The sequence below is a fragment of the Neisseria sp. P0001.S005 genome (assembly GCF_051963715.1).
Genome location: NZ_JBQCTZ010000120.1, coordinates 1 through 10853 on the forward strand (window position 1 = coordinate 1; position 10853 = coordinate 10853).

Annotated in this window: 12 protein-coding genes; 3 read left to right on the plus strand and 9 right to left on the minus strand. The window is 47.4% G+C overall.

The annotated features are described in order from the left end of the window. The 3 genes from ACTHSP_RS13430 to ACTHSP_RS13440 form a co-directional block, all read right to left on the minus strand. On the minus strand, nucleotides 1-443 hold a 443-nt coding region (locus ACTHSP_RS13430; RefSeq protein ID WP_440346264.1), incomplete at its 3' end, for a TolC family protein. A gap of 62 nt (nucleotides 444-505) precedes the next feature. Continuing rightward, the gene (locus ACTHSP_RS13435; protein WP_440346265.1) at nucleotides 506-2443 is read right to left on the minus strand and encodes a MacB family efflux pump subunit; all 1938 of its coding nucleotides are present in this window, start codon (nucleotides 2441-2443) and stop codon (nucleotides 506-508) included. 81 nt (nucleotides 2444-2524) lie between these two features. Next, the gene (locus ACTHSP_RS13440; RefSeq protein ID WP_049350954.1) at nucleotides 2525-3706 is read right to left on the minus strand and encodes an efflux RND transporter periplasmic adaptor subunit; all 1182 of its coding nucleotides are present in this window, start codon (nucleotides 3704-3706) and stop codon (nucleotides 2525-2527) included. 288 nt (nucleotides 3707-3994) lie between these two features. On the opposite strand from ACTHSP_RS13440, the gene ACTHSP_RS13445 reads away from it, so the two are divergent. Next, a complete protein-coding gene (locus ACTHSP_RS13445; RefSeq protein ID WP_049350953.1) occupies nucleotides 3995-4399 on the plus strand; it encodes a type IV pilin protein in 405 nt (134 codons plus the stop codon). A 117-nt stretch (nucleotides 4400-4516) separates the two neighbouring features. Here ACTHSP_RS13445 and nusB read toward each other — a convergent pair whose 3' ends face one another. From nusB to ACTHSP_RS13460, 3 genes are all read right to left on the minus strand, one after another. Next, nucleotides 4517-4945, minus strand: a complete 429-nt coding sequence (gene nusB / locus ACTHSP_RS13450; RefSeq protein WP_049350952.1) for a transcription antitermination factor NusB — start codon at nucleotides 4943-4945, stop codon at nucleotides 4517-4519. A 121-nt stretch (nucleotides 4946-5066) separates the two neighbouring features. Further along, a complete protein-coding gene (ribH, locus tag ACTHSP_RS13455) occupies nucleotides 5067-5546 on the minus strand; it encodes a 6,7-dimethyl-8-ribityllumazine synthase (protein WP_049350951.1) in 480 nt (159 codons plus the stop codon). Nucleotides 5547-5639: 93 nt separating this feature from the next. After that, nucleotides 5640-5963: a DUF2185 domain-containing protein gene (locus ACTHSP_RS13460; RefSeq protein ID WP_003748560.1), complete on the minus strand. Its 324-nt coding sequence runs from the start codon at nucleotides 5961-5963 to the stop codon at nucleotides 5640-5642. Nucleotides 5964-6216: 253 nt separating this feature from the next. On the opposite strand from ACTHSP_RS13460, the gene rnc reads away from it, so the two are divergent. After that, the gene (rnc, locus tag ACTHSP_RS13465) at nucleotides 6217-6936 is read left to right on the plus strand and encodes a ribonuclease III (RefSeq protein ID WP_003683027.1); all 720 of its coding nucleotides are present in this window, start codon (nucleotides 6217-6219) and stop codon (nucleotides 6934-6936) included. A 64-nt stretch (nucleotides 6937-7000) separates the two neighbouring features. Next, entirely contained in the window at nucleotides 7001-7930 is a 930-nt protein-coding gene (gene era / locus ACTHSP_RS13470; protein ID WP_036493257.1) for a GTPase Era, read from the plus strand. Between the two features lie 57 nt (nucleotides 7931-7987). Here the strand turns inward: era and coaBC are convergent, their stop codons facing one another. From coaBC to ACTHSP_RS13485, 3 genes are read right to left on the minus strand one after another with little or no spacing between them, the layout of a single operon-like run. Further along, nucleotides 7988-9166, minus strand: a complete 1179-nt coding sequence (gene coaBC / locus ACTHSP_RS13475) for a bifunctional phosphopantothenoylcysteine decarboxylase/phosphopantothenate--cysteine ligase CoaBC (protein WP_440346266.1) — start codon at nucleotides 9164-9166, stop codon at nucleotides 7988-7990. A gap of 44 nt (nucleotides 9167-9210) precedes the next feature. Continuing rightward, on the minus strand, nucleotides 9211-9954 hold the full coding sequence (locus tag ACTHSP_RS13480) for a hypothetical protein (RefSeq protein WP_241479525.1): 744 nt from the start codon (nucleotides 9952-9954) through the stop codon (nucleotides 9211-9213). Further along, nucleotides 9887-10441, minus strand: coding sequence for a tetratricopeptide repeat protein (locus tag ACTHSP_RS13485; RefSeq protein WP_241479526.1), 555 nt, complete (start codon nucleotides 10439-10441; stop codon nucleotides 9887-9889). Before ACTHSP_RS13485 ends, ACTHSP_RS13480 begins: the two co-directional genes overlap by 68 nt. Nucleotides 10442-10853 lie beyond the last annotated feature (412 nt).

Here is a 10853-nt window from a genome sequence, read left to right on the forward strand (position 1 = left end):
ACCTGCGCATCGGCAGTGGCACTGAGTTTGCGCCACAAATCCAATTCGTAGCTCAAACCAAGCTGGCTGCTGAAGGTGTTGCCGTGGCTGCCGGTTTTCAGGTTTTTGGATGTGGACGCACCCATAGAACCGCTGAACGACGGCACCAAATCCGCGCCCAAAATATTTGCCTGATACAGGGCTTTATTGACGCTGATGGCGGCCTGTTTCAAATCGATATTGTTTTCCAAAGCCTGCGCCATCAGGGCGTTGAGCTGCGGGCTTTGGTAGATTTCCCACCAGTTGCCGTTTACATCGTAGCGTTCGGCAGTTTCCGCCGCGCTCATGACTTGGCCGGTTGCTTCCAGTGTCAGGTTCGGATTGGCTTTAGGTGCGGCGCACGCACTTAGGACAAGGGCAACAGCCAATGATAAGGCTGCTTGGGAAAAAGGTTTCGTCTTCATAAAAATCTTTCGGGTAAAAGCATTTCAGACGGCCCTAAGATAATAGGCCGTCTGAAACATAATCAATCCTGAGCCAGCGCATCAATCGGGTTGAGCTTGGAAGCTTTGTTGGCGGGCATAAAACCGAACGCGACACCGATGGCGGTGGAGCAGACCACCGCGCCGATGACGGAAGTCATGGAAATGCTCATCGGGAAGTCGGTAACAAAGTAGTTGAACACCAGGCTGATGCTTGCGGACAACAATACGCCGGACAAACCGCCGATGATACAGATTAAGACGGCCTCAATCAGAAACTGTTGCAAAATATTGTTGCGGCGTGCGCCGATTGCCATGCGGACGCCGATTTCTTTGGTGCGCTCGGTAACGGAGACCAGCATGATGTTCATCACGCCGATACCGCCGACCACCAAAGAGATGACCGCGATGGAAGAAATCAGCAGCGTCATGGTGCCGGTTGTGCTTTCAACCATTTCTTTGATGCTGTCGCTGTTGTTCATAAAGAAGTCTTCTGTACCGTGGCGTGATTTCAGCAGCTCGGTCAGGCTTTTTTCGGCAACTTGCGTGTTGGCATCGTCTTTGATTTTGACAACGATGGAGTTGGTATGGCTCTCGCCGGTAATTTGGTGCATGACCGTTGTATACGGCGACCAAAGCATCAGCGAGTCGGAATTGCCGAACGAGTTGTCATCCTTTTTCATAATGCCGATGACGGTTAGCGGGCGTTTTTTGAAAAGGATGGTTTTGCCTAAAGGATCGACGCCTTCGCCGAAGAGTTTGGTTTTGGTGTTTTGGTCGATAACGACGACTTGGGCATCGGTTTTTACATCGTCATCATCAAACAGACGGCCTTCTTCCAATTTCAAACCGCGCACGTCGAAATATTGTTCGCCTACGCCGTAAAGCGAGGCAGTCAGGTCGGTGTTGCGGTAGGTCAAGGTGCCGCCGGAGTTGGTTTGAGGGGTGGCGGAGGCGACGTAGCTTTGTTGGCTGATGGCTTTTGCGTCATTAATCGTCAGTGTCTTGATTCGTCCGCTGCGGCGGTCGCCAAAACCACGGCCGGGAAAGATGCTGATGGTGTTTGTGCCCATCGAGTTGATGTCTTCCAAGATTTTTTGTTGCGAGCCATTACCCAATGCCACTACCGATACCACCGAGGCGATACCGATGATAATCCCCAGCATGGTCAGCAGCGAACGCATCTTGTGCGCCATAATCGCCTGTACCGACATTTTAAATGCTTCCATAAATTGATCGTAATAAAACGACCAGGAAGCTTTTTCTTTAATCCTCTCCACTTTGCTTGGCGGGATATCGGGATTTTTAGACGTATCCGAAATAATCTGACCGTCGCGGATTTCGATGACGCGGTTTGCATTTGCCGCAATGCCCGGATCGTGGGTGACCATAATCACGGTATGCCCGTCTTCGTGCAGCTTATGGATGATTTCCATCACGTTTTTACCGCTGGCGGTATCCAATGCGCCGGTCGGCTCGTCGGCAAAGATGATTTCGCCGCCGTTCATCAACGCGCGGGCAATCGAAACGCGTTGTTGCTGACCGCCGGAAAGTTCGCTGGGTTTGTTGCCTTCTTTATTTTGTAAACCCAAATCGCCCAACAGTTTTTCCGCACGTTCCGCACGCTCTTTACTGTCCATGCCCATATATACGGCAGGCAGGGCGACGTTGTCTCGGGCAGTCAGTGAGCTTAACAGGTTGTAACGCTGGAAAATAAAGCCGAAACGCTCACGGCGCAAAGCCGCCAGTTCATCCGGCTGCATTTGCGATGTTTCGATGCCGTCGATTTGATAAGAGCCGGAAGTGGCGGTATCCAGACAGCCCAAGATATTCATCAGCGTTGATTTGCCTGAGCCGGACTGGCCGATAATCGCCACAAAGTCGCCTTTCTCAATAGAAAGGCTGACATCTTTCAATACATGCACACGGTTTTCACCGTTACCGAAAAAACGGTTGATATTCTTACATTCGATTAAACTCATAATCTTTCCGGGCGAAAAATAGAAATACAGGAACTAAGGCCGTCTGAAACACAGCCAAATCTTTCAGACGGCCTTAATCAATCAGCGAGGAGGGCCGCCGCCCATCATCGCGCGTTCGCTGCTCTTATTCTTTTCATCTGCGCTCATTTCAGAAATGATTACTTTTTCGCCTTCCTTCAAGCCGCTTTTGATTTCGGTATTCATGCTGTCTTTCAGGCCGACGGTCACTTCGCGTTCTACCGCTTTATTGTCTGTACCCAAAACGCTGACAAATGATTTGCCGTTATGTTTTTTCACAGTCAGTGTCGGTACCAGTAAGACATTCTTCACGCCGTTGATTTCAATCGTATTTTGAGTGGTCATGCCGATGGAGAGCTTGCCGTCATTATTCGGCACCAGGGCGCGGGCATAGTAGTAGATTGCATTGGAAGTCGTGTCCGTGCTGCTGGTGTAGTTGCCCAAAGACATGGTGGTCAGGCCGGGGTCGACGCTGTCCAATTTCGCTTTAATCGGGGTGTCCGGCTCGGACAAAATGGTGAACGAAATATCCTGACCGGCTTTAACTTTCGTGATGTCGCCTTCGGCAATCTGCATTTTGTTGAGCATGGTTTCCAAGTTAGCCAGTTGGATGATGGTCGGCGTAGATTGCGCCGCATTGACGGATTGGCCTTCTTCAACAGGAATGGCGACTACAGTGCCGTCCATGGTGGCGGTAATCCGTGTATGGCCCAGTTCGGATTCGGCCGTATTGATGGAGATTTTTGATTGTTTGATGGAGGCTTTCAGTTCGGCAACATTCGCTTTGGCTGCGGCTAAAGAGTCTTGTGCAGATTCCAAGTCTTCTTTGGAAGTTGCCTGTTCTTTCCATAAGGCAAGTTCGCGTTTATATTTTTTCTCTGCACTGGAAAGCGCGATTTCGGCAGAAACCAATTTTGCCTGATAGGTTTCCAGTTTGGATTTTTCGGTATTTAAGGTATTGATCTGATTGGTTGAGTTGATTTCTGCAATCAGATCGCCTTTTTTCACTTGCTGGCCCAGTTTCACATATAGTTTTTTAATCTGACCTGAAGCTTCCGCGCCCACGGATACTAAATTGGAAGGCGAGATTTCGCCGGTTGCCGACACGGTTTGACGGATATCGCCGCGTTTGACTACTTCTGTAATAAAAGAAGACTGAGGCTCAGGCTTCATCAAAGACCAGCCGCCGAAAGCCGCTGCTACCACAACAGCCGTACCGGCCGCCCACTTGAAAACTTTAGACATATAAAAAGAACCAATTCAATAAAATAACGTCGCAGACAAGCAACAGATGTATTGATAGAAACAAAAAACAACTGGATTTTACTGTAAAGACCAAGTCCGACCAAGAGACGGTCGGCTTAAATTGAAGTTTAACTTATTGAAATAAAAAATAAAGGGCAGTAAACATTTTTCAGAATTTGCACCTCATTTACATAAATTCCCAAACTGCCTCCGAATCTGAACATTTAAGCCGCAAGAAAACTACTATAATATTCACGTCTTATTCTAATTATTCACGACATAAATACAATGAAACACCAACAAGGCTTCACGCTTATCGAGCTGCTGATAGTCGTTGTGATTGCAGCCATTCTCGCTACCATCGCATATCCGTCTTATCAAAACTATATCCGCCAAACGCGCCTTGCCGCCGTCCGCACGCAGATGCTGCATAACGCCCAACAGCTCGAACGCTACTACACTCAAAAAAGTACATTTGTAGGGTTTCCTGCTGGAAATTTACAGCAGAATCAATATTTTAATATTGGTTTTGAAGGTGAACCTTCCGATTCAGGTTATATTTTGAAGGCAGAGCCTAACAAAGAAACCAACGCAAATGAAACCTGTACCGTTTATTACAACGACAGCGGTATCATCTGGGCAAGCAGCGACAAGCAAAACTGTCCCGGTTATGAAATGCCAAAATCAGAATAAATCGAAAGATAAAAGGCCGTCTGAATTTCAGACGGCCTTTTTGATGGTTTGGCTGTATAAGGACATTAGCTTAAACAGGGCAAAGATCGGTAATCCCGACCTGATGCGAAGTCAATCTTAGCCTTTGCGGCGCGGTTCGTCAGGGCGGATGCGGGAAGCCAGTTGGTCGAGGATGCCGTTAACGAATTTATGGCCATCGGTGCCGCCGAAAGTTTTGGTGACTTCGATGGCTTCGTTGATGATGACAGGGTAGGGGGTCTCAGGCATGGTGCTCAGCTCATGGCAGGCAACCAGCAAAACGGCGCGTTCGATAGGACTGAGGTCTTTCTCGTCGCGGTCGAGCAGGGGGCTGATTTTTTCCATGTATTCTTCAGCATGGGTTTGTGCGCCGAAAAACAGTTTGTTGAACAGCTCTTCATCCATATTGGATGTTTGGGACAGTTCGTGGATGTTTTTGGCGATTTCGGGGGCGGCAGTTTTGTTGATGCCTGCTTGATAAATAGCTTGTACGGCAAGCTCGCGTGCGCGGCGGCGTGGGCTTTTCATGGGTATTCCTTGTGAAGAGAGTGCCGATGGTTGTCGGCTGAATATTGAATGATTCAGACGGCCTCAATATCATGATTGAGAGGCCGTCTGAAAATATGCGGTATTCAATACGGGGAGAAGCTTATTCTTCGTCGTCTTCGTATTGTTCTGACAAAAGATGGTTGACCAAGTTGGCACATTCTACGGCAACTTTGGCGGCATCGGAGGCTTTTTCTTCGATGCGTGCAACGGCTTGTTCGTCGTTTTCAGTCGTCAGGATGGCGTTGGCGATAGGGATGTTGTAGTCAAGGGCAACACGGCTGACACCTGCGCCGGATTCATTGGATACCAATTCAAAGTGGTAGGTTTCGCCACGAATGACAACGCCGATGGCAATCAGAGCATCGAATTGTTCGGATGAAGCGAGGTTCATCAGCGCGATAGGCACTTCAAGCGCGCCGGGAACGGTGGCAAGCGTGATATTGTCTTCGGATACGCCCAATTCTTTTAAGGTGCGGCAGCAAACTTTGACCATTTCGCTGCCGATTTCGTTGGTAAAGCGGGCTTGAACGATGCCGATGCGCAGGTTGATGCCATCGAGGCGTGGTTCGATAATGTTCATGATGATTCCTTCAATATATGTGAAATAGGGATTCGGCTCGGTTTCAGACGGCCTTGTTATAGGGAATGCCGTCTGAAACGAAATGGGGATGGGCTATTCTTGCGGCTGCCAATCGGCAACGGCTTGGAACTCGCCGTCTTCGTTCAATTCCCACGCGCTGCCTTCTGCCTGAGTCAGTAGGGGGGCAATGTCGGGATTGTCTGCGGTAATGGCGGAGAGGCTGACAATGCTGAAGTTGTCGGGATTGTCGGTGTATTCGTCGGTTTCGTCGCCGCTGAAAATACGCCAGCCGCTGTCGTTTTCAAATACGGGGGCTTCGCGGTAGAGGAAGCCGACGGGTTCGCCTTGTTCGGCGACGGTGTTGGTAACGATGCAGCGGTCGAGTGCTGCGGCCAATGCTTGGGCAAATTTGTTCATGGAGTTGACAAAGAGATGATTTGGCATGATTTTACACGATTCGCTGCTTTTCCGCACGGATGTGTGCAGGGGCGGTTTGATGGTACAATATCGGTAAGTGCTGTCAGGTTTGAACATGACGGCTTTTGATTGTTTATCGGCTTGAGGGACGCAAGAAACAATGAGCCAAAATAAAAAAGTTGCCGGTGTAGCCTTTTTATTTTGTTTCACTGCGGATGAGGCGTGCTTTCCGGCTGTTTTTTGAAAGTATGGAATGAAACCTGATTTGCTCAAACAGCAGGCGCATCGAGCGATTCAAAAGCGTCTGGGCTATGAGTTCCGCAATATGGAGCTGCTTCAGCAGGCTTTGACCCACCGCAGCTACAATGCCAAACACAATGAGCGTTTTGAATTTGTCGGCGATTCGATTTTGAACTATTCCGTGGCGCGGATGTTGTTTGACGCTTTTCCGAAATTGTCGGAAGGCGAGTTGTCGCGGATGCGCGCGGCTTTGGTGAATGAAGGTGTATTGGCTGAAATCGCGTTGGAAATGAATGTCGGCGACGGTTTGTATTTGGGTGCCGGCGAGTTGAAGAGCGGCGGTTTCAGACGGCCTTCGATTTTGGCCGATGCGATGGAGGCAATGTTTGCGGCGGTCAGTTTTGACGCGGATTTTTCTGCGGCGGAAAAAGTGGTTCGCCATTTGTTTGCGGAACGCGTGAAACGTGCGGATTTGAATATTGGCAAGAAAGACAGTAAAACCGCTTTGCAGGAAGCCTTGCAGGCACGCCGCTTTGCCCTGCCGAAATACCGAATCGAAGAGCAGGCGGAGCAAACGGCTGATGCGATGTTTGTGATTTCCTGTGATTTGGGCGAACTCGGTTTCATCTGTAACGCACGCGGCAGCAGTCGGAAAGTAGCCGAGCAAAAAGCGGCATGTGAAGCCTTGGAGTGGTTGGAACAGAAGTTCCCTTTGAAAAAAGCTAAAAAATAATATTTCAGACGGCCTTTGAGAAAATGCAAAGGCCGTCTGAAACAATCAAGAAAGTCATATATAAATGGATATCGAGACCTTTTTACAAAACGAGTCGCAACACCCGACGGATTATCGTTGCGGCTTTGTGGCCATCGTGGGTCGCCCGAATGTCGGCAAATCTACGCTGATGAACCATTTAATCGGTCAGAAAATCAGTATTACCAGTAAAAAAGCACAAACCACGCGCAACCGTGTAACCGGTATTTACACCGACGATACGGCACAATTTGTGTTTGTCGATACGCCGGGTTTTCAAACCAATCACCGCAATGCCTTGAACGACCGTCTTAATCAAAACGTAACCGAAGCGTTGAGCGGCGTGGACGTGGTGGTTTTTGTGGTGGAAGCCATGCGTTTTACCGATGCCGACCGCGTGGTGTTGAAACAGTTGCCTAAGCATACGCCTGTGGTATTGGTGGTCAATAAAATCGACAAAGATAAAGCCAAAGACAAATTTGCGCTTGAGGCGTTTATCAATGAAGTGCGTCAAGAGTTTGAGTTTGCCGCCAGCGAGGCAGTCAGCGCGAAACATGGCCTGCGTATTGCCAATCTGCTGGAACTGCTCAAACCGTATCTGCCGGAAAGTATCCCGATGTATCCGGAAGATATGGTGACGGATAAATCCAGCCGATTCCTGGCGATGGAAATTGTACGCGAAAAATTGTTCCGCTATTTGGGCGAAGAGCTGCCGTATGCGATGAATGTTGAAGTGGAGCAGTTTGAGGAAGAGGAAAGCGGACTGTTCCGCATTTATATCGCGGTGTTGGTTGATAAAGACAGCCAAAAGGCGATTTTGATTGGCAAGGGTGGGGAGAAATTGAAGAAAATTTCTACTGAAGCTCGCCTTGATATGGAAAAATTGTTTGATACCAAAGTCTTCTTGAAGATTTGGGTAAAAGTGAAATCCGGTTGGGCTGATGATATTCGTTTCCTGCGCGAATTGGGTTTGTGATTTAATGTATTCAAACAGAAGGCCGTCTGAAAAATTTTCAGACGGCCTTCTGTTTGATTAAGACAACAATTCAGCCAGGCGTTTGACGATTTCATCTGCGGCTTGGCGTTTCGATGTTTCCGGAAAGGAGGTTTCGGCAAGGTCATCAATAATGGTGATTTGATTGGTTGGCTTACCCATGGAAACGGAAACTTGGTTGGCCACCAGCATCGGTACGTTTTTGCGCAAACGTTTTGCCCGTGCAAATTCCAAAACTTGATGGCTTTCCGCTGCAAAGCCGACGCAGAATGGTGGGGAAGGTAGGGCGGCTATGGATGCGAGAATATCCGGATTTTCTGTCAGCTCGATAACCGGAGGCTGATCGCTGTTTTTCTTCAGTTTCTCGTTGCTGCTGTTTTTGACTTTGTAGTCTGCAACGGCTGCGACGGAGATAAAGACATCTTGTTTATGGATATGGCGATGAACTGCCTGATACATGGCTTCTGCGCTGACAGCCTGTTCGGAATGAGCCAAGCCAGCTGGCAAGGCCGTCTGAATTTGACCGTAAATCAGCGTGACTTTCGCTCCGGCAGCACGGCACGCACGCGCTAAAGCCATGCCCATTTGTCCGCTGGAAATATTGGTAATGCCGCGGACAGGATCGATGGCTTCAAACGTTGCGCCGGCTGTAATCAGAACTTTTTTGCCGCTCAGTAGCTTGGGTGTCCATAAATCCTCTAGCAAATCAGCCAGATCGACCGCTTCGACCATTCTGCCTGTACCTGTTTCTCCGCAAGCCTGTTCGCCGCTGTTTGGGTAAAACACGGTAATGCCGTCTGAAACCAGCTGCTCAATATTGCGCAGATTGGCAGGGTTGTTCCACATTTCGACATTCATTGCAGGCGCAACAGCCAAAGGGCATTTCCTGGCTGCTACCAAGTTGGTCAGTAGATTATCAGCCAATCCGTTGGCAATTTTGGCAATTGTATTGGCAGTTGCAGGTGCAATAAGAAATGCGTCAGCTTCACGCGTCAGATTGATGTGCGCCATGCCATTATTGGAAGCACCTGAATAGGTATCCGATAAAACAGGATTGCCGGTTAAAGCTTGGAAAGTCAGTGGGGAGACAAATTCTGTCGCAGAATCTGTCATCACCACTGATACAGAATATCCTTGCTTTTTCAGCAGTCTGACCAGTTCGCAAGATTTATACGCCGCAATACCGCCGGTAATGCCGAGGAGAATGTGTTTGCCCATAAATAACGAGTTCATTAAATGAGATATATAGGAATCAAATCAAATTATATTTGTTCGATGTTGATTCTGGCCAGTTTTGCTTTAATCGCATTACCATATCTCTTCGGCAAAAATGCTGAAACCGCTCCGTTTTTTACTTCAGTCACATAACTGCAGACTTTAAATTCAGGAACAACATTGAGCGAGTAGTCCGGATTGACCAAAGGCGAAGCACTGGAGTACAGCGTCCATTTTGCCAGGCTGCCGTCTTCACAATCAGTCGTTGCGTTAAAGCTGGTAACCCCTTCGCTGAAAGCGATTTGATAGTTAGGGTAAAACTCGCCGGGAATTTCGTGTGCATTACAGAAATCAAATAATCTGTCATGTGCGAACAGATTCTGACGGATATAGGCCCACAATTCTTTTTCTAGAAAATCTTGGTCGGCAAAATGTCTGGAAGGGTAGCCCTCGTCGACAAAGTTCTGAATCCTTTCCTGCATATCTGGGACTGCACCCGCTTTAGCGCCCCACATACCTGCAAGAATTAGGGCGGTATGCGAGCCTGAGTCGCGAATAGTGTGGAATAGGGTGCCACTTTTTATCCATTCGGATACGGCCGCTGCATCACGATAACAAATAATAGAGTCTGCATCACGGAAAATAACGTATTCAACCTCAGGATCATTAATGGCAAGAAAGCGCCACATCGTACCCGGCCAGTTGTTCAATGGAGTGCCAACCTTAAAATACTTCTGCTCCGTTATTTCTAAATCGTTGAATAGCTTCAGCCGATACAGAATCGTTGACATAAAAACGACATGTCCAACCAGGGAAAAGCACAGGCGCAAGCTGGGTATTTAAGACGGCAGGTTCAATATATTTGGAATTATTGCCAAATAAAGAAAAGGAGATAATCCGTTTGCCGTTTTTTGGAGCCGGTATCGGAATGATTTCATATTCTAGGTCTGGAATAGCCTTATCTTTTAGAACCAAAGCCTGATGACCGTAAAACCCGGTTTTTTCCCAATTATCTAGAGCGTCATAAGCATGTGCAAGTAAATCCAAAGCAGGAATATAGGTACTATCCAGCTCTAGCGTTTTCATTTCAGCCTCAATGGCTTTTTCCCATTTCAATTGCTTCAGATAGGCATAAGCAACTTTATGATGAAATTCTGCAGATTGGGGGTTGAGAAGGCAAAGAATCTCGGCACGTTTTAGCGCTTCCTCGTAATTTTCCTCTTCGATAAAAGAGTGATATGCTTGTTCAAATTTTTGTTGAATCTTTTCGTTACTCATAATAGGGGCTATTCTAGAATTTATGATTGTTTTATTGGAGAAAGTAGAGATTGTAAGAGTAGATGGGACTAAAGCGCCAGTAATATAGAGTTGTAGAGTGTTGAATGTGGCAATTAAGAGTAAAGCCACAGGGCTATTTATCTTAGGGTATCTGGTTTATCTATTGAATGATAAAATTCAATAAATTTTAAATTATTTAAATACAGATAGTTGTGAGAAATTTTTAATTTTTTTGAAATTGGGTGTTGACTGGTTTTGTTGTGAGGCGTATAGTTCGGTTCTTCGCTGCTGACGCGGTGAAGAAAACGAAGCAGACAGTATAACACAGTTAGTTAAAATTTTCGATAATTTTAGTTGACATTTGCTAAATGTACTGTATAATTCGATTCGCTCTTTAAAAAACAGATTACCG

What these genes read in the sequence shown, in the direction of transcription:
- rnc (WP_003683027.1), top strand. Translation starts at nt 6,217, where the DNA reads ATGAAACCTGATTTGCTCAAACAGCAGGCGCATCGAGCGATTCAAAAG.
- ACTHSP_RS13485 (WP_241479526.1), bottom strand. Translation starts at nt 10,441, where the DNA reads ATGAGTAACGAAAAGATTCAACAAAAATTTGAACAAGCATATCACTCT.
- era (WP_036493257.1), top strand. Translation starts at nt 7,001, where the DNA reads ATGGATATCGAGACCTTTTTACAAAACGAGTCGCAACACCCGACGGAT.
- ACTHSP_RS13480 (WP_241479525.1), bottom strand. Translation starts at nt 9,954, where the DNA reads ATGTCAACGATTCTGTATCGGCTGAAGCTATTCAACGATTTAGAAATA.
- ACTHSP_RS13460 (WP_003748560.1), bottom strand. Translation starts at nt 5,963, where the DNA reads ATGAACAAATTTGCCCAAGCATTGGCCGCAGCACTCGACCGCTGCATC.
- ACTHSP_RS13435 (WP_440346265.1), bottom strand. Translation starts at nt 2,443, where the DNA reads ATGAGTTTAATCGAATGTAAGAATATCAACCGTTTTTTCGGTAACGGT.
- ribH (WP_049350951.1), bottom strand. Translation starts at nt 5,546, where the DNA reads ATGAACATTATCGAACCACGCCTCGATGGCATCAACCTGCGCATCGGC.
- coaBC (WP_440346266.1), bottom strand. Translation starts at nt 9,166, where the DNA reads ATGGGCAAACACATTCTCCTCGGCATTACCGGCGGTATTGCGGCGTAT.
- ACTHSP_RS13440 (WP_049350954.1), bottom strand. Translation starts at nt 3,706, where the DNA reads ATGTCTAAAGTTTTCAAGTGGGCGGCCGGTACGGCTGTTGTGGTAGCA.
- nusB (WP_049350952.1), bottom strand. Translation starts at nt 4,945, where the DNA reads ATGAAAAGCCCACGCCGCCGCGCACGCGAGCTTGCCGTACAAGCTATT.
- ACTHSP_RS13445 (WP_049350953.1), top strand. Translation starts at nt 3,995, where the DNA reads ATGAAACACCAACAAGGCTTCACGCTTATCGAGCTGCTGATAGTCGTT.